We start from the raw sequence: 26,976 nt of genomic DNA, 5'->3' as shown, positions 1-26,976 counted from the left end.
CAGCCCGATGTCTTTCGATCTCGTCTTCTTTGGTGGCACTGGCGACCTGACTTGGCGCAAGCTGATGCCAGCCCTGTTTCAGGCCTTCCGCCATGGCAAGCTGCCCGAAGGCGGCCGCATCTTGGCCGTGGCCCGGGATGAGCAAACCGACGAGAAGTACCGCGACTGGCTGCGCGAGCGCTTCAAAGAAGTCGAGGGCGACAAGCGCCCCAGCGACGAAGAGTTTCAGCGCTTCGCCGCCATGGTCTTCTACCGGCGCATGGACCTCAGCCAGCCCGAGCACTACACGCGGCTGAAGGAGTGGTTGGGCGAGCGCCAAGCCGACACGGTGGTGCTGTACCTGGCCACCAGCCCCCACCTGTTCACGCAAATCTGCGAGCAGTTGGGCGCAGCCGGTTTGAACCACAGCCGCGTTCGGGTGGTGCTGGAAAAGCCGCTGGGCCACGACCTGGCCAGCGCACAGCAGATCAACCGCGTGGTCCGTTCGGTGTTCGAAGAGCAGCAAGCCTTCCGCATCGACCACTACCTGGGCAAGCCCTCGGTCCAGAACCTGATGGCCCTGCGCTTCGGCAACGCCTTCTTCGAGCCCTTGTGGCGGCGCGAGAGCATTGCCAACATCCAGATCACCCTCGCCGAGTCGCTGGGCGTTGGCACGCGAGGACCGTTCTACGACGGCACGGGCGCGCTGCGGGACATGATCCAAAACCACGCGCTGCAGTTGTTGACCATCTTGGCCATGGAGCCGCCGGCCAGCAACGATGCCGACGCGATCCGCGACGAGAAGCTGAAGGTTCTGCGCGCGCTCAAGCCTTTCACCGCCGACAGCGTCGTTCGGGACGTGGTGCGGGGACAGTACCGGGCCGGAAGCGTGGGTGGTCAGTCGGTTCCTGGCTACTTGCAAGAGGCCAAGGTGCCCGCTGACAGCCGCTGCGAAACCTTCGTGGCACTGCGCACCGAGATCCAGAACTGGCGTTGGGCCGGCGTGCCGTTTTACCTGCGGACGGGCAAACGCCTGGCCGCGCGGGACGCACAGATCGTCATCAACTTCCGCCAGGTGCCGCACGCCATCTTCCCGGGTGCACAGCGCGCCAACCGCCTGATCATCAAGCTGCAGCCCGAGGACGGCCTGGAGTTGGAATTGCTGGCCGCCAAAGGCGGCGCCCCTGGCGAGGCCTTGGCCCCGGTCTCGCTCGACCTGGACTTCGACAAGGCCTTCAGCGGCGCCGCACGCGTGGGCGCCTACGAGCGCCTGCTGCTGGACGCGATCGCCGGCAAGCTGAACCTGTTCGTGCGCAGCGACGAGCAAGAACAAGCCTGGCGCTGGGTGGGCCCCATCCTGGATGCCTGGGCGGCGAGCGAGGAGCCCCCCCGCCCCTACACGGCCGGCAGCTGGGGGCCCGCCGCTTCCAGCGCCATGGTGGCCCGCGACGGTTTCACCTGGCCTGAGGAAGTGTGACCATGAGTGCGCTGCTGGAGAGGATCAAAGCCGCCCTGCCCGCCCTGCCGCCAGCAGAACAACGCGTGGCCCACCTGTTGCTGTCCGATCCGCGGGCGTTTGCCAACTTGCCGGTCAGCGAACTGGCCGAGCGCTCGACCGTGAGCAAGCCCACCGTGGTGCGCTTTTGCCGCAGCGTGGGCTACGACGGTCTCGCCGACTTCAAATTGAAATTGGCCGGCAGCGTGAACGAAGGGGTGCCTTTCGTGCACCGCGCCGTGGAAGAGGACGACAAGCCGGCCGACCTGATCGTCAAGGTCGTGGACAACGCCATTGCGGCCTTGCTTCATTACCGCAACGACGCGAGCGGTCCCGCGTTCGACCGCGCCATCGCTGCGTTGGCGCAGGCCGGTCGCGACGGACGTCGCATCGACTTCTTCGGCGTGGGCAACAGCGGCATCGTGGCGCAAGACGCGCACCACAAGTTCTTCCGCCTGGGCGTGCACAGCAGTTGGTGCAGCGACGGCCACGTGCTGATGATGAGCGCGACCATGCTCAACCCGGGCGATTGCGCGGTCTTTTTGTCGAACTCCGGCCGCAGCCGCGACCTGTTGGACGCCGCCGAGATCGCCCGCAAGAAAGGGGCCACGGGCATCTTCTTGACCGCCAGCGGCTCCCCGCTCGCCCAGATGGGCCAAGCACCCGGCCAGATCTTGCTGGCCATCGACCACCCCGAAGACTTCGAGCGCTACAGCCCGATGGTGTCTCGCTTGCTGCAACTCACCGCGGTTGACGTGCTGACCACCGGGGTGGCCCTGCGGCTGGGCGAGCGGCTGCGGCCCATGCTGCAGGAAATCAAGAAAACCTTGCGCAGCAAGCGCTACGCAGCCGGCTGAACCGGAGGCCGGCTCAGGCAGGCACCGCCCCGGGCCACAGCAGCACGTCCAGCCCGTACAAGCGGGCCAGATCGCGAAGGGCCGGCGGAGCGCTGTGCACTTCCAAGTTCAGGCCATGCTGACGGCACAAGCGAGCGCAACTCAACAACAAGCTCAGGGCCGACGAATCGAAAGCTGTCAGCTCGGCGGCGTTCAGGCGCACCTCGCGCCCCGCTTGGGCGCTCACGCCCGCGGCCTCGGCGCGCAACTTGGACTCCCACTCGCGCCACAGGGCACTGGCGTTGGCCAGTTGCACCGTGGCGGGCAGGCGGAGCAGGGTGTCGCCCACCTCAGGCGCCCTTGCCGGCTTTGGCGTTGCGTTCAGCCAAGGTCTTGATCAGGCCGTCGATGCCTTTGGCCGAAATCTCTTGCGCGAAGCTGCTGCGGTACTGGTCACCCAGCCAAATGCCCAGCACGTTCATGTCGTAGATGAACCAGCCTTTGTCGGTCTTTTCCAGTCGGTAGTCCAACTGAATGGGGTCGCCCTTGCCACGCACTTGGGTCTGAACCACCACCTCGGTGTCTTCGGGTGCGGCGCGCAGAGGCCGGAAGGCCAATTGCTGGTCCTTCACCTGGGCCAATGCCCCGGCGTAAGTGCGCATCAATAGCGTGCGGAACTCCGCCTGCAAGCGCTCTTGCTGCTCGGGCGTGGCCTGGCGCCAGTAGCGCCCCACGGACGAAGCCGTCAAGCGCTTGAAGTTCACATGGGGCAGCACCTTGGTGTCAACCAAGGCCTGGATCTTCCCCAGGTCGCCCGCTTGGATCGCCTTGTCGGCCTTGACCGCCTCCACCACCTCCGTGGAGAGTTGTCGAACCAAACCATCGGCGGTGCTGTTGTCGGCGGCCATGCCGCTGAGGTGCACCGCCAAGCCGGCGCTCAGGGCGAAAGCCCAACGACGAAGGGATGTGGCGAAGGTGTTCATGGTCTTTTGCATGGGGTGGTGATGAATCGAGCCCTCAACGGCTGCAACCAAGGCCGCGTGCACAGGCTCAAGGCTTGGCGTCTGGCAGAACCTCGAAATCGTCGTCATCGGCCTTGGTTTTTGGCTTGGTGGCGCGGCGCTGCAAGTAGGCATCCCGGAAGAAGGTGTACTTGTCCAAGGCGATGCCCTCCACCAAGTCACCCGCCTTCAGCAGGCTGGCTCGCAGGCTGATCACGTCCAGCGCTTGCACAGCGATCTGAGTCGTCCGGCTGTCGAACCAGTAGCCGTTGCCGGCCATGGTGTTCACCGGCAAAGCCACCGCATCGCGCAGGCTGGACGGCCCCAACACCGGCAGCACCAAGTACGCGCCCTGCTCGACACCCCAAGTACCCAAGGTTTGACCGAAATCCTGGCTGCGTTTCTCCAAGCCAAAGTGCGTGCTCACATCGAACACGCCGGCCAGGCCCAAGGTCGTGTTCCAGGCAAAACGCGCCCCCTGTTCGACGCCCTTGTTGAACTCGCCCTGCAAGAGCCAATTGACCGCGGACCAGGCGTCGCCCAAGTTGCCGAAAAAGTTGCGGACCCCTTCACGCACCGGCGCAGGCACCGACTTTTCGTAGGCCTGTGCGGTGGGCTTGAGCAATCGGGTGTCCAGCCGCTCGTTGAAGGCGAAGACCTTTCGGTTCATCGCCTCGTAGGGGTCTTGCGGGTGGCGATCGCCGGCGGGTGGCGCAACGTTCGCACAACCGCTCAGCCCGAGCACCAGCGCGAGAACCGCGCCCGTGCGCTTCACTTGGTCTCACTCCCGCCGTCGGCGGCCTTGTTGTAGAGGAACTGACCGATCAGGTTTTCCAGCACCACGGCCGATTGCGTCAGCTTGATGGCGTCGCCTGCCGCCAGGTTCTTCTCGTCAGCGCCAGGCTCCAGGCCCACGTACTGGTCGCCCAACAACCCGGCAGTCAGGATCTTCGCCGAGGTGTCCTTCGGGAACTGGTAGGCCTTGTCGATGTCCATCTTCACCAAACCCTGAAAGGTCTTGGGGTCCAGGCTGATGGACGTCACGCGACCGACCGTCACGCCGGCCATGCGGACCGGCGCACGCACTTTCAAGCCGCCAATGTTGTCGAATTTGGCGCTCACGGCGTACACATCGCCACCGCTGGCACTGCCCAAATTGGCCGCCTTTAAGGCCAGAAACACCAAGCCCAGCAGGCCCAGCAGCACAAACAGGCCCACGCCCACTTCGATGCTTCGTTTGTTCATTCCGTTCGCTCCCACCCGCGCCCTGGCTCAGGGCGTTGAAAACATGAGGGCGGTGAGCACGAAGTCCATGCCCAGCACCCAGAGAGACGCAATCACCACCGTGCGCGTCGTTGCGTAGGCCACGCCCTCGGGCGTGGCTTCGGTCTCGTGACCTTGGTAGAGCGCGACCACCGTGCAAATGACGCCGAACACACAGGCCTTCACCAGGCCGTTGCCCACGTCGCGCCACACGTCCACTTGCGACTGCATGATCGACCAGAAGTTGCCCGCGTCAATGCCAATGAGTTGGACCGCCACCACGTAGGCGCCCAAGATGCCGACGGACGAGAACAGCACCGCCAAGATCGGCATGGAGACGATGCCCCCCAGCAAGCGGGGCGACAGCACGCGAGCCTTGGGGTCGATGGCCATCAATTCCATCGCTGCCAACTGCTCGCCCGCCTTCATCAGGCCAATCTCTGCGGTCAACGAGGTTCCCGCACGCCCCGCAAACAGCAGGGCAGTTACCACCGGACCCAACTCGCGCACCAGGGCCAAATTGACGATCAAGCCCAAGCTTTCCGCCGCCCCGTAGGTCACGAGCGCGTAGTACATCTGCAGGGCGAGCACAAAGCCCACCGCCAGGCCGGACGCCATGATGATGACGAGGGACCGGTTGCCAATGGCGTGGACCTGCGCCACCACCAACCCAAAGCGTCGCAAGGACGCTGGAGTCGCCTTCAGAACTTCCCACACGAAAAAGGCCGCATGGCCCCAGCCACGCAGTTGATCCAAGGCCGTCGCGCCCCAGCGGGCCAACCAGTCGCTCATGACGCCACCCCGAAATCCACGCCCATGGCCGGCGCTGGGAAATGGAACTTGACCGGCCCATCGGGCTCGCCCCGGACGAACTGGCGCGTTTCCGGGTCAGTCGAGGCCATCAACTCCGCCGGGGTGCCTTGCGCCACGATCCGACCGCCTGCCGCCAACAACACCACGTGATCGCTGATGGCCATGCATTCGGGCACGTCGTGGCTGACCACCAGCGAAGTCGCTCCCGTCACGTCGTTGAGGGTTCGAATCAACTTGGCGGCCACACCCATGCTGATGAGGTCGAGCCCCGCGAAGGGCTCGTCGTACATGATGAGTTCGGGATCCAGGGCAATGGCGCGTGCCAAAGCGATGCGACGCGCCATGCCTCCCGAGACTTCGGAGATCTTCAGCCCCGCTGCGCCGCGCAGCCCCACTGCGTTGAGCTTCATCAACACGATGTCGCGGATCATGGGCTCTGGCAGGTCGGTGTGCTCCCGCAACGGAAACGCCACGTTGTCGTAGACCGACAAGTCCGTGAACAAGGCCCCGAACTGAAACAGCATGCCCAGGCGGCGGCGGAGCTTGAACAACTGCGCCTTGTTGCGCGTGTCGATCACTTCGCCATCGAACACGACGCGTCCAGAAGTCGGGGCGTACACGCCACCGATGAGCCGCATCAGGGTCGTCTTGCCGCAGCCCGACCCGCCCAAAATGGCCGTGACCTTGCCGCGTGGAAACTTCAGCGAGACGTTGGACAAAATCGTCCGGCTCGCGTCGTAGCCGAACGTGACGTTGTCGATCTCGATCAGGGTGTCGTTGCTCAAGCAGGTTCGCCCATTCGGATGGCTGAAGAGGCCGGGCGTCCCCGCCCCGCGAAGGCGCGGATGATAGGGGGAAACACGGATGGGCAAGCGAAGCGCGGGATTGGCATCGCCCTCTATCCCCGGGGTTCGCCTGTGAAATAGCGCACACGAACCACCCCCCGAACCGATCAGCGATCGGCCCGCAGCGACGAGCGGCATGGCCGAATGCGGACCGGTTTTTGACAATCCCCACAGCCGAAAGGAATCCCATGTCCCTGACCCACCGCTCCCACCCCGCTTCGCAGCGCGGCTTCACCCTGATGGAAATCATGGTGGCCGTGGTGATCGTGACGATCCTGGCCGCCGTGGCCGTGCCGGCCTACACCGACTACGTGGTCCGAGCCAAGATTCCGGAAGCCACCAGCGGGCTGGCGGCCCGACAAGTGCGCATGGAGCAGTACTACCAAGACACCCGCACCTACGAAAACGCGCCGCCTTGCACGCTCGACTCCTCGTCCAGCCAGTACTTTGATTTTTCTTGCGATGGCTTACCAAATGCCACGACGTACACGCTTCAGGCCGTTGGCAAGGGCCAGATGGCGGGCTTTCGGTACACGGTGACGCAGGCCAACGTGAAGTCGTCGCCCTCGCTGCCAACCGGATGGACCCAAACCGCCGGGTGCTGGGTCACCAAGAAGAACGGGCAATGCTGATGCGCGCCTCACCCCGTCGCGGCTTCACCGTCATCGAAGCCATGGTGGTTGTCACCATCCTTGGCGTGATGATTGCCTGGGGCGTCCCTGCATTCGCCACCTGGATGGACAACATTCGCATCCGTGGCACCGCGGAATCGATTCTTTCGGGCCTGCAGTACAGCCGGGCGGAAGCGACGGCACGAAACGCCAGCGTGCGGTTTCAGTTGGTCACCGACTTGTCCGCCACTTGCCAACGCACCAGCATCGGATCGAATTGGGTGGTGGATTTGGTCGACGCGGCGGACGACTCGGTAGAAGGCAATTGCCAGTTGAACCCGATCAACGACACCCCTGCGGCACCCAGCATCCTTCAAAAGAAACCCGCCAGGGATGGCACTGGCAGCACCCGGGTGGAAGGGTCCGCAGCGAACCGAGCGATCACGGAGGTTGTGTTCAATGGCTTGGGGCGCTTGACGCCCGTGCCCAGCGGCGAAATCGAGTTTGCGGTGACTGGGGCCAACACCAACCAGTGTCGAGAGTCGGGCGGCGATTTGACCTGCCTGCGCGTCTTGGTCTCGCCCGCGGGTCAAGTCCGCATGTGCAGCGACAGCGTCCCAATTGGAGATCCCCAGCGATGCTAGCCATCCATCCACGCCACCGCAGCGGCCTGCAGGCCCAACAAGGCTTCATGCTGCTGGAGGTTCTGGTGGCCATCTTGATCTTTGCCGTCGGGATCCTCGGCTTGGTGGGATTGCAAGCAAACGCCGTGCAGCAGTCGGGCATGGCAAAGGCCCGGGCCGACGCGTCGCTGCTGGCCAACGAACTGGTGGGCCAAATGTGGTCCGGCCCGCGCGACTTCGCAACGCTGCAAGCCCAATTTGACAGTGACAACGCCGGGGCGGGCTACGCCGCTTGGCGAGCCCGCGTGGCGGCGACCTTGCCCCAAGTGGGCACCTACGCACCGATCGTGGATGTCCAGCAGGTCAATCCGCTGCCAGCGTCGGCACCCGGAGTCGGCATCACGGCGAGTTCTCGCATCACGATCACGGTGCGGTGGCGCATGCCATCCGACACCACGGCCGATCCGGTTCGCAACTACACCATGGTGACGGAGATTCGTTGATGAACCGCATCCCGTCCCCTCGCGCGCAACGAGGCTTCAGCCTGATCGAGCTCATGGTCGGCGTGGCCGTGGCCCTGATCGCGGTGATCGTCATCATGCAAGTGTTCCAGGTCTTTGAGGGCCAACGGCGCACCACCACCGGCGGCGACGATGCCGGCACCACCGGCGCCATCGCCATGAGCCTGCTTCAACGGGACCTGCGTCAAGCGGGTCAAGGCTTGAGCCACGCCAATTTGCTCGGCTGCACCTTGACCATGCCCAACGGGCGCACGGTCACAAACCTGTCGGGCGTCTTCATCAACGACCCCACCGTGCCGGCGGGTGACGCCAACACCGACACCCTGCGGGTGGTGTACGGCACGGGCATCGGTTCGCCCGAAGGCACCCGCATCCAGGCCCAACCAGCGGGCACCACCTACTTGGTCGCGGCACCGCAGGCCTTTATCGACGAGGACTTTGTGGTGGCCACCCCCCAGAACCGCGGCGTGGCTTGCAACGTCGCGCTGACGCAAGTGAATGGCCCACCTGCCGGTTCGACCGTCAGCGTCGACGTCGGCGCAGCCGGCGTGGCCAATGGCGCACTGCACAACTGGGGTCGAGCCCCCGTGATTCAGGTGTACCGGGTCTCGAACGGGCGATTGGTCGTGTGCGACTTCCTGACCCGGGACTGCACGTCGGCCGCAGCTGCCAACTGGACCGAATTGGCCGATGGCGTGGTGAGCCTGCGTGCCCAGTACGGGGTTGACAGCTCGGCAACCATGGACAGCGTGGTCGACACCTTCGACCAAACCAACAACAACACGGCTTGCAGTTGGTATCGCCGGCCGGTGTTGCGCCTTTCGCTCGTGTTGCGCAACGGTCAACTGGAGAAGGAAACGGTCACCGCGGCGGCGCCTGCATGGTCGGGCGCCTCCGGTGCGGCCATCGACTTGTCTGGCAATGCGGACTGGCAGCGCTACCGCTACAAGACCTTCGAAAGCACGGTGGCCCTGCGAAACGTCACCTGGCAAGGAGTGATCACCGGATGTTGACCCCCTCCACCCTCCAGCGCTCGACCATGCGCAAGCGCCAAGGCGGCATGGTCTTGTTGCTGTCGATCATCGTGCTGGTTGCGATGTCCCTGGCGGCCATCGCCCTGATGCGCTCGGTGCTCACGAGCAACCGAGTTGCGGGCAACCTTGCGTTCCAACAATCGGCGGCGGCTTCTGCAGAGATTGGCACCGAAACGGCCATTGCCTGGCTGGAGCAGCAATCGCGACTTTGGGTGTCGCAAAACGTGCCAGCGAACACCTTGTTCACCACCAAGGAAATCGGCGCAGGACAGCCGGTGGCCTACCAGGCCCAGCGCCAAGACCCGGACCCGACGGTGCAACAGACTTGGGAACAGTTTTGGCAGCAAGTGGCGGTTGCTGGCAACTGGGTCAACACCTTGCCCACCGATGCGGCCGGCAACACGGTGGGGTACATCATCCAACGACTCTGTGCGGCAGAAGGTGATCCCTTGGTCTCGGGCAATTGCGAAGGCCAGCCCGTTCAGAGCAGCTCGGTCGAAACGAGCAGCAAGGGCGCCGGTGTCAAGCTGAAGCTGCCCGGCCGCATCTATTACCGCATCACCGTTCGGGTGGCCGGACCGCGCAACACCGTGGCCTTCCACCAGTCGATCGTTTCCCTCTGACGTCCGCGTCTCCCCCTTGTTGTGAGGTTGTCATGCGCAAACTCCTGAACTCCAACGTCCGCCTGCAGCGTCCCGTCTTGCAATCCGTGGCGGGGCTGTGCGCGGCATTGCTGCTGGCCAGTCCGGCGCAATCGGGCCTGATCGACATCGCTTCCTCACCCTTGGTGGTGAGCAACTTGAACAGCGTCAAGCCCAACTTGATGTTCATCTTGGACGATTCGGGCTCGATGGACTGGGACTACGCGCCCGACTTCGTGGGCTCCGACGGGAGCAGCGGTCAAAACTGCCGGTCCACCGGCGCTGGCTTGGAGAGTGCGTTCTACTCGGGCCGCTTCACCAGCCTGTGCTGCCAAAACGCCCAAAACAGCGCAACCTGCCTGGACATCGATCGAGGCACTTTTTCCCAGCGTGGGCACCCGCCCTTCTTGTCGGCCGACTTCAATGGCCAAGCCTACAACCCGGCCATCCGCTACCTGCCCGCCGTGAACGCCGACGGCACGGAGCGGCCGTCGATGAACGCCACCAACACCTCGAATTGGACGGCAGTCCCTTACGACCAGTACGGGGTCCAGTCAACATCGACGCGGAATTTGGTCTCCGCCTACCCCGACACGGCCTGGTGCTCCACGACCAATGCCGCAGACTGCCTGCGCAACGGCAACTACGTGCTGCCGGGGCGGATTGGCGGTGTCGATTACACGGTCTTCAATGCGGTGGTGGCCACAGGCGAAGGCCAGATCGCCGTGGGCAGCCCCGATGCCGCCACCAAAGAAAACCGCAAGTTCGGGCCGCATTACTACCGGATCGTGCCCAGCGAGTATTGCGACAGCGAGAACCTTCGCAATTGCCAGCACGGATCCAGCGCAACGGCCACCGTCCCTGCGCCCGTGCGGTGGTGCAACTCGGACGCCAATGCGCGAGCCTCCACCCCGGCCCCTTATTCCTGCCAAGCCAACCGAACATCGACGTACACGCACGCCCGCTACCCGACGAAGTACTCGGTCGTGGGAACCGTTGCGGTGCCAGCCAGCACGCCGAGCGTTCGCATCACGCTGTCGTCGGGCTGCAGCAGCTCTCAGCAGGTGGCCGTGAGCTCCCTGATCGTGAATGGCGTGGATCTGTTCCAAGGCGTGAGCACTGCGCTGACGAGAAACGCCTCCACCTTGGCCACCGCCATACGCGCCAACATCAACGCCAAAACCGGCACCACGGGGTACTCTGCCGGTGGCAGCAACGACACCTTCACGATCACAGCGCCTGTGAGCGCCGGCAACCTGACCGTGACGGCGACCTTGAACAAGAGCGCCACCTCGCACGCCAACTGCAATTGGTCGCTGTCTCAAGCGCCCCGATTCAGCGGCTACACGGCAGCATCGACGGGCACCTTCCAAGGCAGGTTCGAGCGCGTGGACATCCTGCCCGACACCACCTACCCCAAGGGCCAGGGTCGCAGCGACTGCGCAGGCGACAGTTGCACCTACGAAGAGGAGATGACCAACTTCGCCAATTGGTACGCTTACTACAAGACCCGGATGCAATCGATGAAGTCGTCGGCGTCTCGGGCCTTCGTGGGCGTGGGGGACAACCGTCGCGTGGGCTACACCACGCTGAACAAGAACGTCACCTACGACTGGCTGAACGTCGACACCTTCACGGGCACGCACAAATCCAACTGGTTCGCCAAAATGCGGGCCGCCGCCCCAAGTGGCGCAACGCCGCTGAAGGCCACGCTGTCCCAGGCAGGCCGGTACTTTGGCGGGGTGCTGAAGAACACCACGATCGACGGGGTCACGGTCAGCGACCCCATGCAGTACTCCTGCCAAACGAACTACACGCTGCTGTCGACCGATGGGTACTGGAACGAATCCACCAACCCCATCAAGCTCGACGGCTCTAACGTGGGCGATCAGGACTCCGCGCTCGAATTTGCGCTAAAGGACCGGGTGCCGGTATCGAACACCCTGGCCGACGCCGCGGCGTACTACCGGAACACCGACCTGCGAACGACTTCGAACTGCACTGGGGCCGTCGGCGTAGACGTTTGCGGCAACAGCACAGATCCGAACACGCCGGACGAGCGCCAGTTCATGCGCACGTTCACCTTGGGCTTGGGCATCAACGGTTTCATGCAGTTCAAGTCCAACTACGAGAACGACAACTCTGGCGACTTCTACGCGGTCAAAAACGGCTTGACGCCAAACGCTGCAGGTGGGGTGTGCACCTGGCAGACCTCGGGGGCTTGCACGTGGCCGGCACCCGCCAACAACTCTCAGCAGAACGTCGACGACCTTTGGCATGCCGCCGTGAACGGCGAAGGCAAGTACTTCAGCGCTCGGGACCCCGCGGCGCTGTACAGCGGCCTGTACGAAGCATTGAAACTCATCGACACTCGCGAGAGCTCCACGGCGGCGGCCACGACGAGCAACCCCAACATCACTGCGGGCGACAACCAAATCTTCGTGTCGTCGTTCAAGAGCGGCGAGTGGACCGGGGAATTGCTGGGCAAGCGAATTGACGTCGACACTGGCGACGTGATGGCAACCAGTGCACAAGACTGGTCGGCGTCAACCCTGTTGAACAGCAACACCAACCGGCGCGTGCTCATGTTCGACGGCGATTCGGCGTCGAGCACCAAGCTGAAGGCCTTCGACTGGGACGTGATGACCTCCAGCGAGCGTGCCTACTTCCAATTGCCCCACATCACCGCCACGGGTCGTGCCCTTTCGCAGTTCTGTGCTTTGGGCCCCTACTGCGTGAGCCTGGCAGACCAAGCAGCCAAGGCAGGCGAGCAATTGGTGGACTACATCGCTGGGGCACGCAGCCAAGAAGGCCAGCCCTCCGAGGTGGAAAAAGCCTTCCGCCAACGTGTCAGCCTGTTGGGCGACGTGGTGAACTCCGAAGCGGTCTACGTGGGAGCCCCGGCATTGGGGCTGACCGAGAGCGGCTACGCAGCGTACAAGAGTGCCCAGTCAGGGCGCGCCAAGATGGTGTACATCGGCGCCAACGATGGCATGTTGCACGCGTTCGATGCCGAAACCGGCGTGGAGCAGTGGGCCTACGTACCCACGGCGGTCTTGCCCAACCTGTACAAACTGGCCGACAAGGAGTACTCCGGCAAGCACCAGTACTTTGTGGACGCTACCGCGACGGTGGCAGACGTAAAGATCAGCGGCCAATGGCGAACCGTGCTGGTCAGTGGCTTGGGGGCCGGGGGGCGGAGTTACTTCGCCTTGGACGTGACGGACCCGGCCAACCCGCGCGCGCTTTGGGAATTCACGGACACCAACCTGGGCTACACCTTTGGCAAGCCCGAAATCGGCAAACTGGAGAACGGGACCTGGGTGGCGCTCGTGGCATCGGGCTACAACAACGTCAATACCGGCGACGGAAAGGGGTACCTGTACGTCTTGAACGTCGCAACAGGCGCCATCATCCGCACCATCGGCACCAACCAGGGGAGCACCTCGACTCCTGCAGGCCTTGCGCACATCCGGGGATGGTTTGAGGACGGGGAAACCGACGCGACCATCAAGCGGGTGTACGGCGGCGACAACCTGGGCAACGTTTGGCGCTTTGACATCAACGACAACGTCGGCGCGCCAGACTTTGACGCGCAGCGCTTGGCGACGCTGCGCAACGCCAGCAACGCAGTGCAACCGGTCACCTCGCGCCCAGAACTGGGCCAAGTGGGGCCGTACGTGATGGTCTTCGTCGGCACGGGGCGCTACATGGGTTCCAGCGACTTGACCGACACGACGACGCAGTCGATCTACGGCATCAAGGACCGCTTGACCGCCGAAGACTACGGCAACGTGCGGGACTCGGCCAATGCCTTCGTTCGACAGACCCTGGCTTTGGGCACCTGCCCGGCCAGCGCCACCAGTTGCTCGGCGGCTGAGTCAGTGCGCACGGTTCCCAGCCCAGAGCCGGTGAACTTGGCCACGAACGGCGGCTGGTACGTGGACCTGCCGGTGTCCAGCGAACGGGTCAACACCGACCCCGTTCTGGCCCTAGGCACGCTCATCGTCACCAGCAACATCATCACCGAAGGCGATGTATGCAAAGTGGGTGGCAGCAGCTGGCTGAACTTCATCGACTACTCCACGGGCGCCACCGTACCGACGGCCTTGGGCGTTGCCGGTGTGTACCTGAACAACGGCATCGGCTCGCGGTCGACCGTGGGCATGCTGCCAGGGGGGCAACTGCGCTCGTACACCACCGTGTCCAACCGTCCCCGCGGACCCGAGGTCAACTCCCCGCCCTTCAACGCGAACGCGGGCGGCATCAAACGCCATTCGTGGCGCGACCTGAGTGGCAACTGAGTCCCTGACTCCTGCTTCGACCTCACGCCCGACGCCCCAAGCGTCGGGCGTTTTTTTGCCTTCGGTACGATCGCACCGGTGGGCGGCCCTGGCCTCGGCTTTCCTTCACGCGAGCGTGCTGCTTTGGATCGCGCTGCCGCTCGCCCAAGGCCCTTGGGGCACCCGGTGGGACGCCAAGCTGGGCACGGTGTCGCAACACGAGGAGCGCCTGTCGGTCCGGCTGCTCCCGCCGCAGCGCTCGACTCCCGAGCCCCCGGCCGACCCCGGCTTGCCGCCAGGCGGCACCTTGCCCGACTTGTCGGCCATCGACTTCCAAGTCGATGAGTCCGCCGCGCCATCGGACGCCGGCGCCGGCACCTGGCAACAAGCCTTGGTCGACCAAGTGCATTGGCCCGACGCCTTGTTGCCGGAGGGCCAAGAGGCCCAGGTGCGGGTGTTCTGGCAGCGCGGCGCACAGGGCGAACTGGTGGCCTGGGAATCCCAGACGAGCCCGGGCCTGACCAGCGCCTTCGAGGCCCAGGTGCGCAGCGCGCTGGACCGGGCCGTGGACGACCCCGCTGCGCAGGGGCAGCGGGGCTGCTGGACGGTGCGATTCGATGCGCGCGAACACCGCATCGACCTGCAAGTGCATGCCGGCCGCCAGGCGGAAACCGCCCGGGCCTGCCTTGGCTTCGACCGCAACAAGCGCCGCTGACGTCAGGCGCGGGCTCGCACCCGCGCTGAATCAACGAGGCAAGTCGCTCGCGCCCATCAGGAACTCGTCCACCGCCCGGGCGGCTTGGCGCCCTTCGCGGATGGCCCACACCACCAGCGACTGACCGCGGCGCATGTCGCCCGCGGCGAACACCTTGGGCACGTTCGTGGCATAGCCGCCGCTGAGGTCGGTGCTGGCCTTGGCGTTGCCGCGGGCGTCTTTGTCGACGCCGAAGGCGTCCAGCACCGACGCGATCGGTGCGACAAAGCCCATGGCCAGCAGCACGAGGTCGGCCTTCCACTCTTGCTCGCTGCCGGGCACCTCGGTGAACTTGCCACCCTTCCATTCGAGCTTGACGGTGGTCAGGCTCTTGATGCGTCCCTTGTCCTTGCCGGTGCCGGCGTTGAACGACTTGGTCGCGATGGCGAACTGACGCTCGCAGCCCTCTTCGTGGCTGGAGCTGGTGCGCAGCTTGACCGGCCAGTACGGCCAGGTCATCGGACGGTTCTCGACCTCGGGCGGCTGGGGCATCAGCTCGAACTGGGTGACGCTGGCCGCGCCGTGGCGGTTGCTGGTGCCCACGCAGTCGCTGCCGGTGTCGCCACCGCCGATCACGACCACGTGCTTGCCCTCGGCGCGCAACTGATCCTTGAGCTTGTCGCCCGCCACCACCTTGTTTTGCTGGGGCAGGAACTCCATGGCGAAGTGCACGCCTTCCAACTCGCGGCCGGGCACCGGCAGGTCGCGCGGGCTCTCGGCCCCGCCGGTCAGCAGCACGGCATCGAACTCGGCCTGCAGCTGCGCCGGCGTGATGGTGGTGGTGGCATCGTTGGTGACCTTGGCGGCCGGGCCGTCCTTGGGCAGATCGCCCACCAGGGTGTTGATGCGGAACTCCACGCCCTCGGCCTTCATTTGGTCGATGCGGCGGTCGATGTGCGACTTCTCCATCTTGAAGTCGGGGATGCCGTAGCGCAGCAGACCGCCGATGCGGCTGTTCTTCTCGAACACGGTCACGGCGTGGCCCACCCGGGCCAGCTGCTGGGCGGCTGCCAAACCAGCGGGCCCGGAGCCGACCACGGCGACCTTCTTGCCGGTTTTCACGGCGGCCGGTTGCGGCTGCACCCAGCCCTCCAGCCAGGCGCGGTCGATGATGGCGTGCTCGATGGACTTGATGCCCACGGCGTCGTCGTTCACGTTGAGCGTGCACGCCGCCTCGCAGGGCGCCGGGCACACGCGGCCGGTGAACTCGGGGAAGTTGTTGGTGCTGTGCAGCACGGCAATCGCCTGCTGCCAATCCTGCCGGTAAACGAGGTCGTTGAAGTCCGGAATGATGTTGTTGACGGGACAGCCGTTGTTGCAAAACGGCGTGCCGCAGTCCATGCAGCGCGCGGCCTGCTTTTGGCTGTCTTCAGCGCTCAGGCCGATGACGAACTCTTTCCAGTTCTTGAGGCGCTTGGGCACGGGCTCGTAGCCCTCTTCCAGCCGCGCGTACTCCATGAAGCCGGTGACTTTTCCCATGATGGATCTCTCGCTTGCTTGCTGATTACTTGGCGGGGGCGCGGGTCTTGCTGCCCTTGCCCGCGGCCTTGGCCACGACTTCGGTTGCCTCGACGCTGGCCGCCTTGGCGGCCATTTCCGACAGGGCGCGCTTGTACTCGTGCGGGAAGACCTTGACGAACTTGGCGCGGCTGTCGGCCCAGTGGTCCAACAACTGGCGGGCGCGCAAGGAACCCGTCCACTTGTGGTGCGACTCGATCAGGCGCTTCAAGATGGCTTCGTCGGTCTCGGGGCCCTGACCGGCACGGTGCCAGCTGGCCGGTGCACTCGTCGCTTCCTGCTCTTCGCGCGGCAGCACCTTGTCCAGGGCCACCATGCTCGGGTTGCAGCGCTTGGCGAACTGGCCGTCCTCGTCGTACACGTAGGCCACCCCGCCGCTCATGCCCGCGGCGAAGTTGCGGCCGGTCTTGCCCAACACCACCACGGTGCCGCCGGTCATGTACTCGCAGCCGTGGTCGCCGGTGCCTTCCACCACCGCGGTGGCGCCAGACAGGCGCACCGCAAAACGCTCACCGGCCACGCCGCGGAAGAAGGCCTCGCCGCTGGTGGCGCCGTACAGCGCCGTGTTGCCCACGATGATGTTGCTGCTGGCGTCACCGCGGAAGTCGATGCTGGGGCGCACCACCACGCGGCCGCCGCTCAGGCCCTTGCCGGCGTAGTCGTTGGCGTCGCCAATCAAGTACTGGGTGATGCCCGTGGCCAGGAAGGCCCCGAAGCTCTGGCCGCCGTGCCCTTCCATCTGCATGAAGATGGTGTGGTCGGGCAGGCCCTCCGGACGGCGCCGGATCAACTCGCCAGAGAGCATGGCGCCCACCGAGCGGTTGAGGTTCTTGGCGTCTTCCATGAACTGCACGCGCTCGCCCTTTTCCAAGGCCGGCAGGCACCGCTGGATCAGCTTGTTGTCCAGGGCCTTTTCCAGGCCGTGCTCTTGGGTCTCGACCTGGCGGCGGGGCACCTCGGCCGGCACCTCGGGCAGGTGGAACACGCGACCAAAGTCCAAGCCCTTGGCCTTCCAGTGCGCGATGCCCTTGCGGGTGTCGAGCAGGTCGGCGCGACCGATCAGGTCGTCGAACTTGCGCACGCCGAGCTGCGCCATCAGCGCACGCACTTCTTCGGCGATGAAGAAGAAGTAGTTGACGACGTGCTCCGGCTGGCCGGTGAACTTGGCACGCAGCACCGGGTCTTGCGTGGCCACGCCCACGGGGCAGGTGTTGAGGTGGCACTTGCGCATCATGATGCAGCCCGTCACCACCAGCGGTGCGGTCGCGAAGCCGAACTCGTCCGCACCGAGCAAGGCGCCGATGACCACGTCACGGCCGGTCTTGAGCTGACCGTCCACCTGCACGCGGATGCGGCTGCGCAGGCGGTTGAGCACCAGGGTTTGCTGCGTCTCGGCCAGGCCCAGCTCCCAGGGCGTGCCGCAGTGCTTGATGGACGACCAGGGCGAGGCGCCCGTGCCGCCGTCGTGACCGGCGATCACCACGTGGTCGGCCTTGCACTTGGCCACGCCAGCGGCGATGGTGCCCACCCCCACCTCGGACACCAGCTTGACGCTGACGTCGGCCCGCGGGTTCACGTTCTTCAGGTCGTGGATGAGCTGCGCGAGGTCTTCGATGGAGTAGATGTCGTGGTGCGGCGGCGGGCTGATCAGGCCCACGCCCGGCACCGAGTAGCGCAGGAAACCGATGTAGTCGGACACCTTGCCGCCAGGCAGCTGCCCGCCCTCGCCCGGCTTGGCGCCTTGGGCCATCTTGATTTGGATCTGGTCGGCGCTGACCAGGTACTCGGTGGTCACCCCAAAACGGCCCGAGGCCACCTGCTTGATCTTGCTGCGCAGGCTGTCACCGGCCTTCAGCGTGTAATCGGCCTCGACGACCTTGGCACCGATGACCTGGCTCACCTTGGTGCCATCGGCGATGGGGATGCCTTTGAGCTCGTTGCGGTAGCGCGCCGGGTCCTCGCCGCCTTCGCCGGTGTTGCTCTTGCCACCGATGCGGTTCATGGCGATGGCCAGGGTGGAGTGCGCCTCGGTCGAAATGGAGCCGAGCGACATGGCGCCCGTGGCGAAGCGCTTGACGATCTCCGATGCCGGTTCGACCTCTTCCAGGGGAATGGCCTGGGTCGGGTCCACCTTGAACTCGAACAGGCCGCGCAAGGTCATGTGGCGACGGCTCTGGTCGTTGATGATCTGCGCGTAGTCCTTGTAGGTCTCGAAGCTGTTGGCGCGCGTGCTGTGTTGCAGCTTGGCGATGGCGTCCGGCGTCCACATGTGCTCTTCGCCGCGGGCGCGCCAGGCGTACTCGCCGCCGGCGTCCAGGGCGTTGGCCAACACGGGGTCGTTGCCGTAGGCGGCGCGGTGCATGCGCAGCGCCTCTTCGGCGACTTCGAAGATGCCAATGCCCCCCACCTGCGTTGGCGTGCCGCGGAAGTACTTGCTCACCAGGTCCTTCTGCAGGCCCACGGCTTCGAACAGCTGGGCGCCGCAGTAGGACATGTAGGTGCTCACGCCCATCTTGGACATGATCTTGGACAGGCCCTTGCCGATGGCCTTGGTGTAGTTGTAGATCGCCTTTTCGGCGCTCAGGTCACCGGGCAGGTCCTTGTGCAGGGCGACCAGGGTCTCCAGGGCCAAGTACGGGTGCACGGCCTCGGCGCCATAACCGGCGAGCACCGCGAAGTGGTGCACCTCGCGGGCCGAAGCAGTCTCGACCACCAGGCCCACCGTCGTGCGCAGGCCCTCGCGCACCAGGTGGTGGTGGATGGCCGAGAGGGCCAAGAGCGCCGGGATGGCCACTTGCTCGCGGCTGGCGTGGCGGTCGGTGATCAAGATGATGTTGTGGCCGCTCTTTTGGGCGTCCACCACCTCGGCGCACAGGCTGGCCAACTTGGCCTCGATGCCTTCCTTGCCCCAGGCCACGGGGTAGCAAATGTCCAGTTCGTAGCTCTTGAACTTGCCGTGGGTGTGCTGCGCGATCTCGCGCAGGCGGCGCATGCCGGCGAAGTCCAACACCGGCTGGTCCACCTCGAGGCGCACCGGCGGGTTGATGGCGTTGATGTCCAGCAGGTTCGGCTTGGGGCCGATGAAGCTGTTGAGCGACATCACGATCGCTTCGCGGATCGGGTCGATTGGCGGGTTCGTGACCTGCGCAAACAGCTGCTTGAAGTAGTTGTAGAGCGGCTTGTTCTTGTCGCTCAACACGGCCAAGGGCGAGTCGTTGCCCATCGAACCGATGCCCTCTTCGCCGTTGGTGGCCATGGGGCTCATCAGGAACTTGATGTCTTCCTGCGTGGTGCCAAAGGCCTGTTGGCGGTCGAGCAGGCTGTCGGCGAACGCGGACGGGCCGGTGGCGGGCACGTCGATGCTGTCGAGCTTGATGCGCACGTTCTCGATCCACTGCCGGTAGGGACGGCTGCTGGCGAGTTGGGCTTTGAGTTCATCGTCCTCGACGATGCGGCCCTGCTCCAAGTCGATCAGGAACATCTTGCCCGGCTGCAGGCGCCACTTCTTGACGATCTTGTTCTCGGGGATGGGCAGGACGCCGGATTCGGAGGCCAGCACCACCAGGTCGTCGTCGGTGACGATGTAGCGCGCCGGGCGCAGGCCGTTGCGGTCCAGGGTGGCGCCGATCTGTCGCCCGTCGGTGAACACCATGGCGGCCGGGCCGTCCCAGGGTTCCATCATGGCCGCGTGGTACTCGTAGAAGGCGCGACGGCGCTCGTCCATGAGCTCGTGCTGTTCCCAGGCCTCCGGGATCATCATCATGGCGGCATGGGCCAGCGGGTAGCCGGCCATCACCAACAGCTCCAGCGCGTTGTCGAACACCGCGGTGTCGCTCTGCCCTTCCATGCTGATGGGGTAGAGCTTGTTCAGATCGTCGCCGAGCACGGGCGACTTCATCACGCCCTCGCGGGCGCGCATCCAATTGAAGTTGCCCTTGACGGTGTTGATCTCGCCGTTGTGCGCCACCATCCGGTAGGGGTGGGCCAGCGGCCATTCGGGGAAGGTGTTGGTTGAGAAGCGCTGGTGCACCAGGGCCAGGGCCGAGACCACGCGCGGGTCTTGCAGGTCTTTGTAGTAAGTGCCGACCTGGTCGGCCAGCAACAGGCCCTTGTAGATCACCGTGCGGCAGCTCATGCTGGGCACGTAGTACTCGCGGCTGTGCGTCAGGTGCAGGGCTTGGATGGCCGAGCTGGCGGTCTTGCGGATGACGTAGAGCTTGCGCTCCAGCGCATCGGGCACGATGACGTCGGGGCCACGACCGATGAAGATTTGCTTGAGGACCGGCTCCTTCTCACGGACGGTGGGCGACATGGGCATGTCGCGATCCACCGGCACGTCCCGCCAGCCGAGCACCACCTGGCCTTCGGCCTTGACCGCGCGCTCCAACTCCTGGATGCAGGCCAGTCGCGAGGCGTGTTCCTTGGGCAGGAAGACCATGCCCACGCCGTACTCGCCGGGCGGCGGCAGGGCGATGCCCTGGGCGGCCATCTCGGCCCGGTAGAACTCGTCGGGCAACTGGATCAAGATGCCGGCGCCGTCGCCCATCAGCTTGTCGGCCCCTACCGCGCCGCGGTGGTCGAGGTTTTCCAGGATCTTCAGGCCCTGCTCGACGATCGCGTGGCTGCGTTGGCCCTTGATATGGGCCACGAAGCCCACGCCGCAGGCGTCCTTTTCGGCCTCGGGCCGGTAGAGGCCCTGCTCGGCCAGGGCTTGGATTTCTTGGTCGCGCTGGGCAACCGAGGGGGCTTGGGACAGGGACATGGCAAGACTCCGACTGGCTTCCCCGGGTGAGGCTCGCCGCAGGAAGTGCGCGAGCCATGGGCCGAGGGCGATGACAGGTCGGAGCCTACGCGCGAAGCGCTTGTTGCTCACGCGAAACCAAATGGGGTCAGAGTCGTTTAGTAGACAACACCCAACAGCCAACCGGATTAAATGGGGACAGAGTTAAGTGGAAGGCTTCTTGGGAACCACCGGACGGCCACGGGGCCGCGGTCGAACGGGGCGGCCGTGCGCTTCGGCCAACTCTCGCGCCCACCGCTCCCCCACCAAGGGCCAGCCGCTGTGGGCATGGCGGCCCAGCATGTCCAAGGTGCGCGCCGGCAGGCCCTGCGCCAAGGCCTGCCGCACGACCGCCTCCCGGTCAAATGGGGTGTTGCCCAGGGCCCAGAAATCGCGGTGCTCAGCGATCAAGGGATCTCGGCGCAGGCCGAGGTGGTGGGGAGCGCTGCTCCAAGCGTGGTCGGACGCGTTCTCGACCAGGCCCGCGCGCACCGGGTGCTGCTCAACGTACACCAAGGCGTCCAAGAAGTGCGCTGGCGATTCGATCAAGGCCGTGCGAAAGCGCCCCTCCCAGAGCGTTCCACTGCGGCCGTGACGCTGGTTGAACTGCGTGACGTAACGGCGCCCCAGGGTCTGCATGGCCCGCGCCAAACCATCGTCGGTGCTGGGCGTGACCAAGAGATGGACGTGGTTCGGCATCAGCACGTAGGCGTGCACCTGAACCCCGTGCAGGCGGGTGGCCTCTCGCAGGTGGTCGAGGTAGTGGCGGCGGTCGTCGTCGTCGAGGAACACCGCTTGCCGGTTGTTGCCGCGCTGCAGCAGGTGGTGAAGGTGGCCGGGAACGACCAGGCGAGATTGACGGGCCATGGCGGGGCGCGAAGCGCGGAAGGACTCTGTCCCCGATTTTGCGCGCTGGAACGCACGCTGGGCACCCCGTCAGGCGGGGGAATCGAACAAGCGCTGTCCGGTGAGGCGCTGGTGCTCGCGCAACGCAAACCGATCGGTCATCCCGGCCAAGTAGTCGGCCACCGCCCGCTCGCGCGAGGTATTCGGGGGGGGCGTGGTCGGCACGCCGGCGTGCAGGTGATGCTCGAAAAGATCGGTCAGCACCTGGCGCGCTTTCGCCATCTGTCCTTCGACTTCGGGCCGCCGGTACAAGTGCTGGAACAAGAAGCGCTTGAGTTCCGACAACTCCGCGCGCAAAGCTTCGCTGAAGCCCACCAGCGGCGGCGCCACTCGCACGGCCTCGGCATCCGTGGGCGCCGCTTGGACCAAGCGCTCTCTCGTCGAAGCCACCAAGTCGGTGGCACACAAGCGCAAGAGGCGACGCAGCGCGGTGTACAGCCAAACGCGACTGCCTTCGGCTGGCACTGCCCCGTCGTCCAGCGCTTCTTGCAGCATGGGCGCCACTAGGGGCTGTTGCTGGAGTTCGCTCATGGCCAAGAGCCCGGACCGCACCCCATCGTCGATGTCGTGGGCGCTGTAGGCAATCTCATCGGCCAGGTTGCACAACTGCGCCTCCAACGAAGGCTGCCTGCCGAGCAAGAAGCGCGCGGCGACACCCCCAGGCTCCTGACCCTCCAGCTCCCGCGCGTGCTGCGCGCTGCAGTGCTTCAGGATGCCCTCGCGGGTTTCAAAGCACAGGTTCAAGCCATCGAAGGTGGGATACCGGCGCTCCAGGTGGTCCACCACGCGCAAGCTTTGCAGGTTGTGCTCGAAACCACCGTGCGCCCGCATGCACTGGTTCAACGCCGTTTGACCGGCATGGCCAAACGGCGTGTGGCCAAGGTCGTGGGCCAACGCGATGGCCTCGGTCAGGTCCTCGTTCAAGGCCAACTGGCGGGCCATGGAACGCGCCAACTGCGCCACTTCCAGGGAATGCGTCAGGCGCGTGCGAAACAGGTCGCCCTCGTGGTTGAGGAAGACCTGCGTTTTGTAGACCAAACGGCGGAAAGCCGAACTGTGGACGATCCGATCGCGGTCGCGCTGAAACGCATCCCGGTCCCACGCGGGGGCTTCGTGGGTCCGGCGGCCCCGCGTCTGGGCCGGGTCGCTGGCGTAAGGCGCCAAGGCGCTCACTGGGCCACGCTGTGGGCGGCGATGGCCTGCAGCGCCAGGGCATGGGGGAGCTTGGCCAAGACCGGTCGCCCCATCCCCTCCAACAAGACATAGCGAATGGCGCCGCCTTGGTTCTTTTTGTCGCCCATCATCAGCGCGATGAAGCGGTCGGCCCCCAAGCGTGGCGCCACGGTGCTCAAGCCCAACCGCGCCAACAGGGCCTGAAGTCGGCGAAGCAACGCGGGGTCGCAGCCCAGCGCATCCACCGAGGCTTGCGCTGCCATCACCATGCCCATGGCCACCGCTTCACCGTGCAAGAGCTCGCCATAGCCCAGCCCAGCCTCCAGGGCATGGCCAAAGGTGTGGCCCAGGTTGAGCACCGCGCGAAGACCGCCCTCGTGCTCGTCGGCGGCCACCACCGCAGCCTTGATCTCGCAACTGCGGCGCACCGCAACCGACAAGATGGCCGGGTCTCGCGCGTTCAAGGCGTCGGCCTCGCGCTCCAGCCAATCAAAGAACGCCGGGTCCGCGATGGGGCCGTACTTCACCATCTCCGCCAATCCGGCGCGGTACTCGCGGTCGGGCAATGTGGCCAAGGTTTGCAAATCGATCCAAACCGCTTGCGGTTGGTGGAAGGCGCCGATGAGGTTCTTGCCGCGCGCATGGTTGAACCCGGTCTTGCCCCCCACCGACGAGTCGACCTGGGCCAGCAAGGTGGTAGGCACCTGGACGAAGGCCAGGCCGCGCATGTAAATGGCCGCCGCGAAACCGGCCAGATCGCCCACGACGCCGCCGCCCAGGGCGTACACAACCGCATGACGGTCCGCGCCCAACTCCAGCAAACGGTCCAGGATCAAGGACACCGAGGGCCAAGATTTGTGGACCTCGCCATCGGGCAGCACCAAGACGTCGACAAGCCGATGTTGGCGCTTCAGCACTTCTTGCAACCGGGCGGCGTACAAGGGGGCCACCACCTCGTTGGTAACCACGAGGGCCAGCGCCGAAGAAGCCGACGCGGCGTTCCAGGCCCCGAAGGCGATGGGGTACCGACGAGCCCCGAGCTCGATCCACAGGGGATCCGCATTGGGCGTGGGATTGAATGGAGACAGCGTCAGCGCGGGAAATCGCTCGACGGACGTGGCGGAAGCAGCAGGGGTTGGCGTGGTCACGCGCTCAGTGTAGGCGCGGCCCCCTGGCCGTTCAGGTGTCCGCCGAGCTCCAGCTGCATCTGGATCCAGTGGGCCATCCCCATCACCGAAGGGCGGTGGGCTTCCACCACGTAATGCGCCGCCTTGCGGTAAAGCGGGTCGCGCTGGGCGTACAACTCGTGCAGCTTTTGGCGCGGATCAACGCCCTGCAGCAGCGGACGGCTGGTGTCGTGCCGGAGCCGGCGAACGAGCTCCTCCACGCTGGTGCGCAGGTAGAAGACTTTGGAGCGTGCCCGCAGCGCATCCCGGTTCACGTCGCGCAGGACGATGCCTCCCCCCGTCGCCAAGACCGTCGGCTCCGTGGGCTGGAGGCAATGGGCCAAAACCTCGGTTTCCAAGTCACGAAAGGCCGGCTCGCCGTGCAAGGAAAAAAAATCCCGAATCGGCATGCCGATGCGGGATTCGATCGCGTGGTCCGTGTCAACCACGGCCCACCCCAAAGAGCGGCCGAGTTGCCGGGCCACGCTGGACTTGCCCGACCCGGGCAAGCCCACGAGGCTAACGATCACGGGCAAGCGACAACGGTTCCCGAGGCGGCGTCACGGACCAGTGAAATGGTGCCGCTGCTGACCACCACACCCTTGGGCGTCGTGGTCGTGAACGTGATGGCGCCCGCTTGGGTCGTGTCATCGAACTTGTAACTGACACCGAGACCGGTCGGATACGGCGTGCTCGGCACCGGCGAACCACCCAAGACCGTTGCGGCCAAGCCCGTGGTTGCAGTCACGGCCACCACCGTTCCTGCGGGCATCGGGTTGTAGGCCACGGGGTTGGCATCGGCCACGATCAGGCTGAACGACCCCTGCGTGCCGGTGTTGTAGAACGTGCCACCGGTGCCTGCAACGTAGAAATCGGTGGTTTGCGGAACGTCGCTTCCGTCGTAATACGTCCGGAGGGACACCTTGCTGGGACACGCAGCCAGCGAAGCCGCTTGAAGCGTTCCGGGCGACATGACTTGGCCCGTGGTGCCAAACAACAGTCGCGGCGTCGAGCGCGACAAGATCGTTTCCGTCGCCCTGCGCACGTACGCCCGCCCCCAACCCGGATTGCACGAATTGGGTTTGACCGGGATCGAAATGCGCAGGTCCAGCAGCGGTGAGGTTGGCGTGGCACACGCAGAGCTGCCAGAGTTGCCCAGCGAGATGAACTGATCCTCCGAGGCCGAGTAGCCCGAGAGCGGATCGAAACGGCTGCTGACGTAAACCGTTCCCTTCTCTCTGCCACCGAAGTTAAAGAGGCGGTCGACAAAAATGTCGCCCAAGTCTTGATAGTCCTCGCCAGCGTCGTAAACGTTGTTGCCGTTGGCGTCCAAGAAGCTCTCTTCGCCCAAGGCGTACGACACGATCGTCACGCGCCCATCCAAGGGCCGCGGCTCCGAACTCAGGAAGTTGGCGGTGGTCGTGGACAGCCCATTGGCCACCGTCGATTGGCGCACGGCTTGAATCTGACCCCCCTCGGCGACAAAGTTCATCGAGGTGCCTTCCGGCACCGGGTTGCCCAAGCGATCGGACGCAATGATGGTGTAGGTGTTGGCCGTCCCGTCGTAGTCGTAGCCTTCGATGTTGATCGTGCCTTGACTCAGCGAGTAGTTCAGCTGAGACGGCAAGCCGACCGCGATCGACAGGTTGCTCGAGACGGTAGAGATGTTGCTGCCCACCAAGGTGGCCCGCACGCGCACCGGCGTGGGCACGGTGCCCGAGTTGATGCGAACGATGACTTCGCCGTTCGAGTCGGTGACCTTGGACGCCGGGGCCGAAGAGCCATCCACAAGCAAGCCGCCCGCCAGGGTGGTGGGCTCGAACGAAACCTGCTGTTGGGGAACGCCGTTGCCGTTGGCGTCAACCACGCGGAACTTCACATTGGCGTTCTCGACGTAACCCGATCCTTTCAAGTAGATCGTGTCGGGCGTCGAGGAAACGAACGCGATCGACGAGACGGTGGGCTGGGTCAGGCTCAAGGACAGCGAGGCCGTCAACGAGGTCCCGGTGACCGACGCTTGGATGGCGTCCGTGCCCGCGAGGGCGCCGCAGCCGTTGTCCCGGTACGTGAACACAGCGCGCCCAGTCGAGGTCGTCACGGCAGCCGGCGTCAGGGTGGCCTTGCCTTGGGTGACGCAACTGGACGTCAGCACCACGTTCACCGGATTGCCCGCGGTGGCATTGCCCAGCACCACGGTCAGGCCCGTTTGGCCATAGGCCGACAAGGGGCTCGTGCCCAGGTCCGAGGTGAACGAAGTCAGCGTGACGTTGGTCGCCGTCAATTGGAAGCCCGTGCCCGCCGTGATTTCGGTGCCGGACACGGTGGTGCGCGCGGTCACGGTGTCGGCCCCGGTCGCGCTCGACGTGGCCGGCGACACCTGGACGGTGGCCACGCCGTTGGCGTCGGTCAGGGCGGAGGGCGCACTGAACTTGCCCAAACCCAGGGTGGTCGAGAACTCCACCACCTGGCCCGGCAAGGCGGTGCCTGCACGGTTCACCACTTTGACCGTGACCGTGGCCGGCGAAGCGACAGTCACGGTGGTCGACGACAGGGTGACGGTCATGCTGGCGATGGGCGTGCTGGAACCGCCGCCGCCCCCGCCTGACGGGGGGCTGCCGCCGCCAAGCACCGGGTCGCCCGCAGATCCACCGCCACCGCCGCAAGCGGCCAAGCTCAACGAGACCACCAACGCCGCGATCCGACGCACGACAACTGCATCCATCCAAGAAATCAT

The 26,976-nt window shown here is 65.2% G+C and carries 22 protein-coding genes; 9 read left to right on the top strand and 13 right to left on the bottom strand.

Annotated features, from left to right (window positions below; translation table 11 throughout):
* Positions 1–7: 7 nt before the first annotated feature.
* Together zwf and EOD73_RS10030 are read left to right on the top strand one after the other, a co-directional pair.
* Positions 8–1,456, top strand: coding sequence for a glucose-6-phosphate dehydrogenase (gene zwf / locus EOD73_RS10035; RefSeq protein ID WP_127682850.1), 1,449 nt, complete (start codon positions 8–10; stop codon positions 1,454–1,456).
* Between the two features lie 11 nt (positions 1,457–1,467).
* Positions 1,468–2,331, top strand: coding sequence for a MurR/RpiR family transcriptional regulator (locus EOD73_RS10030; RefSeq protein ID WP_127682995.1), 864 nt, complete (start codon positions 1,468–1,470; stop codon positions 2,329–2,331).
* 13 nt (positions 2,332–2,344) lie between these two features.
* On the opposite strand, the gene EOD73_RS10025 is transcribed toward EOD73_RS10030, so the two are convergent.
* From EOD73_RS10025 to EOD73_RS10000, 6 genes are read right to left on the bottom strand one after another with little or no spacing between them, the layout of a single operon-like run.
* Complete coding sequence (locus tag EOD73_RS10025) at positions 2,345–2,659, bottom strand: STAS domain-containing protein (protein WP_164846022.1); 315 nt, start codon at positions 2,657–2,659, stop codon at positions 2,345–2,347.
* Position 2,660: 1 nt separating this feature from the next.
* A complete protein-coding gene (locus EOD73_RS10020; RefSeq protein WP_375137439.1) occupies positions 2,661–3,305 on the bottom strand; it encodes an MlaC/ttg2D family ABC transporter substrate-binding protein in 645 nt (214 codons plus the stop codon).
* 55 nt (positions 3,306–3,360) lie between these two features.
* Complete coding sequence (locus tag EOD73_RS10015) at positions 3,361–4,086, bottom strand: MlaA family lipoprotein (RefSeq protein WP_127682848.1); 726 nt, start codon at positions 4,084–4,086, stop codon at positions 3,361–3,363.
* Positions 4,083–4,556, bottom strand: a complete 474-nt coding sequence (gene mlaD, locus EOD73_RS10010) for an outer membrane lipid asymmetry maintenance protein MlaD (protein WP_127682847.1) — start codon at positions 4,554–4,556, stop codon at positions 4,083–4,085. The genes EOD73_RS10015 and mlaD overlap by 4 nt, the downstream gene beginning before the upstream one ends.
* Positions 4,557–4,583: 27 nt before the next feature.
* On the bottom strand, positions 4,584–5,366 hold the full coding sequence (gene mlaE / locus EOD73_RS10005; protein ID WP_127682846.1) for a lipid asymmetry maintenance ABC transporter permease subunit MlaE: 783 nt from the start codon (positions 5,364–5,366) through the stop codon (positions 4,584–4,586).
* A complete protein-coding gene (locus tag EOD73_RS10000) occupies positions 5,363–6,172 on the bottom strand; it encodes an ABC transporter ATP-binding protein (protein WP_240660680.1) in 810 nt (269 codons plus the stop codon). Before EOD73_RS10000 ends, mlaE begins: the two co-directional genes overlap by 4 nt.
* Positions 6,173–6,420: 248 nt before the next feature.
* Here EOD73_RS10000 and EOD73_RS09995 point away from each other — a divergent pair, with 248 nt between their 5' ends.
* From EOD73_RS09995 to EOD73_RS09965, 7 genes are all read left to right on the top strand, one after another.
* Positions 6,421–6,864: a type IV pilin protein gene (locus EOD73_RS09995; protein WP_127682844.1), complete on the top strand. Its 444-nt coding sequence runs from the start codon at positions 6,421–6,423 to the stop codon at positions 6,862–6,864.
* Entirely contained in the window at positions 6,858–7,487 is a 630-nt protein-coding gene (locus EOD73_RS09990) for a GspH/FimT family pseudopilin (protein WP_164846030.1), read from the top strand. Before EOD73_RS09995 ends, EOD73_RS09990 begins: the two co-directional genes overlap by 7 nt.
* Positions 7,481–7,969 carry a type IV pilus modification protein PilV gene (pilV, locus tag EOD73_RS09985; protein ID WP_127682842.1) on the top strand — a complete coding sequence of 163 codons (489 nt, stop codon included), beginning with the start codon at positions 7,481–7,483 and terminating at the stop codon, positions 7,967–7,969. The genes EOD73_RS09990 and pilV overlap by 7 nt, the downstream gene beginning before the upstream one ends.
* Entirely contained in the window at positions 7,969–9,000 is a 1,032-nt protein-coding gene (locus EOD73_RS09980) for a PilW family protein (protein ID WP_127682841.1), read from the top strand. Before pilV ends, EOD73_RS09980 begins: the two co-directional genes overlap by 1 nt.
* A complete protein-coding gene (locus tag EOD73_RS09975) occupies positions 8,994–9,644 on the top strand; it encodes a pilus assembly PilX family protein (protein WP_127682840.1) in 651 nt (216 codons plus the stop codon). The genes EOD73_RS09980 and EOD73_RS09975 overlap by 7 nt, the downstream gene beginning before the upstream one ends.
* Before the next feature lie 32 nt (positions 9,645–9,676).
* A complete protein-coding gene (locus EOD73_RS09970) occupies positions 9,677–13,966 on the top strand; it encodes a pilus assembly protein (protein WP_127682839.1) in 4,290 nt (1,429 codons plus the stop codon).
* A 115-nt stretch (positions 13,967–14,081) separates the two neighbouring features.
* On the top strand, positions 14,082–14,660 hold the full coding sequence (locus tag EOD73_RS09965) for a hypothetical protein (protein WP_127682838.1): 579 nt from the start codon (positions 14,082–14,084) through the stop codon (positions 14,658–14,660).
* Positions 14,661–14,690: 30 nt separating this feature from the next.
* Here the strand turns inward: EOD73_RS09965 and EOD73_RS09960 are convergent, their stop codons facing one another.
* From EOD73_RS09960 to EOD73_RS09930, 7 genes are all read right to left on the bottom strand, one after another.
* Positions 14,691–16,178 (bottom strand): glutamate synthase subunit beta, encoded by a 1,488-nt coding sequence (locus EOD73_RS09960; protein WP_127682837.1) that lies wholly within the window; start codon positions 16,176–16,178, stop codon positions 14,691–14,693.
* A gap of 25 nt (positions 16,179–16,203) precedes the next feature.
* On the bottom strand, positions 16,204–20,979 hold the full coding sequence (locus tag EOD73_RS09955) for a glutamate synthase-related protein (RefSeq protein ID WP_127682836.1): 4,776 nt from the start codon (positions 20,977–20,979) through the stop codon (positions 16,204–16,206).
* Between the two features lie 183 nt (positions 20,980–21,162).
* A complete protein-coding gene (locus EOD73_RS09950; RefSeq protein WP_127682835.1) occupies positions 21,163–21,864 on the bottom strand; it encodes a transposase in 702 nt (233 codons plus the stop codon).
* Between the two features lie 69 nt (positions 21,865–21,933).
* The gene (locus EOD73_RS09945) at positions 21,934–23,067 is read right to left on the bottom strand and encodes a deoxyguanosinetriphosphate triphosphohydrolase (protein ID WP_127682993.1); all 1,134 of its coding nucleotides are present in this window, start codon (positions 23,065–23,067) and stop codon (positions 21,934–21,936) included.
* A gap of 5 nt (positions 23,068–23,072) precedes the next feature.
* Positions 23,073–24,164 carry a 3-dehydroquinate synthase gene (gene aroB / locus EOD73_RS09940; protein ID WP_127682991.1) on the bottom strand — a complete coding sequence of 364 codons (1,092 nt, stop codon included), beginning with the start codon at positions 24,162–24,164 and terminating at the stop codon, positions 23,073–23,075.
* 56 nt (positions 24,165–24,220) lie between these two features.
* Positions 24,221–24,772, bottom strand: a complete 552-nt coding sequence (locus EOD73_RS09935; protein WP_240660664.1) for a shikimate kinase — start codon at positions 24,770–24,772, stop codon at positions 24,221–24,223.
* The gene (locus tag EOD73_RS09930; RefSeq protein WP_127682834.1) at positions 24,769–26,964 is read right to left on the bottom strand and encodes an Ig-like domain-containing protein; all 2,196 of its coding nucleotides are present in this window, start codon (positions 26,962–26,964) and stop codon (positions 24,769–24,771) included. Before EOD73_RS09930 ends, EOD73_RS09935 begins: the two co-directional genes overlap by 4 nt.
* Positions 26,965–26,976 lie beyond the last annotated feature (12 nt).

The organism is Inhella crocodyli (genome assembly GCF_004004565.1).
Lineage (GTDB): Bacteria > Pseudomonadota > Gammaproteobacteria > Burkholderiales > Burkholderiaceae_C > Inhella > Inhella crocodyli.
The sequence above is the reverse complement of the archived record's forward strand: the minus strand, read 5'-3'. Positions and strand labels throughout refer to the sequence as shown.

Excerpts from the sequence above, each read along its gene's own strand:
- zwf (WP_127682850.1), top strand. The coding sequence starts at position 8 with ATGTCTTTCGATCTCGTCTTCTTTGGTGGCACTGGCGACCTGACTTGG.
- EOD73_RS10020 (WP_375137439.1), bottom strand. The coding sequence starts at position 3,305 with ATGCAAAAGACCATGAACACCTTCGCCACATCCCTTCGTCGTTGGGCT.
- mlaD (WP_127682847.1), bottom strand. The coding sequence starts at position 4,556 with ATGAACAAACGAAGCATCGAAGTGGGCGTGGGCCTGTTTGTGCTGCTG.
- mlaE (WP_127682846.1), bottom strand. The coding sequence starts at position 5,366 with ATGAGCGACTGGTTGGCCCGCTGGGGCGCGACGGCCTTGGATCAACTG.
- EOD73_RS09995 (WP_127682844.1), top strand. The coding sequence starts at position 6,421 with ATGTCCCTGACCCACCGCTCCCACCCCGCTTCGCAGCGCGGCTTCACC.
- EOD73_RS09990 (WP_164846030.1), top strand. The coding sequence starts at position 6,858 with ATGCTGATGCGCGCCTCACCCCGTCGCGGCTTCACCGTCATCGAAGCC.
- pilV (WP_127682842.1), top strand. The coding sequence starts at position 7,481 with ATGCTAGCCATCCATCCACGCCACCGCAGCGGCCTGCAGGCCCAACAA.
- EOD73_RS09980 (WP_127682841.1), top strand. The coding sequence starts at position 7,969 with ATGAACCGCATCCCGTCCCCTCGCGCGCAACGAGGCTTCAGCCTGATC.
- EOD73_RS09975 (WP_127682840.1), top strand. The coding sequence starts at position 8,994 with ATGTTGACCCCCTCCACCCTCCAGCGCTCGACCATGCGCAAGCGCCAA.
- EOD73_RS09970 (WP_127682839.1), top strand. The coding sequence starts at position 9,677 with ATGCGCAAACTCCTGAACTCCAACGTCCGCCTGCAGCGTCCCGTCTTG.
- EOD73_RS09960 (WP_127682837.1), bottom strand. The coding sequence starts at position 16,178 with ATGGGAAAAGTCACCGGCTTCATGGAGTACGCGCGGCTGGAAGAGGGC.
- EOD73_RS09955 (WP_127682836.1), bottom strand. The coding sequence starts at position 20,979 with ATGTCCCTGTCCCAAGCCCCCTCGGTTGCCCAGCGCGACCAAGAAATC.
- EOD73_RS09950 (WP_127682835.1), bottom strand. The coding sequence starts at position 21,864 with ATGGCCCGTCAATCTCGCCTGGTCGTTCCCGGCCACCTTCACCACCTG.
- EOD73_RS09930 (WP_127682834.1), bottom strand. The coding sequence starts at position 26,964 with ATGGATGCAGTTGTCGTGCGTCGGATCGCGGCGTTGGTGGTCTCGTTG.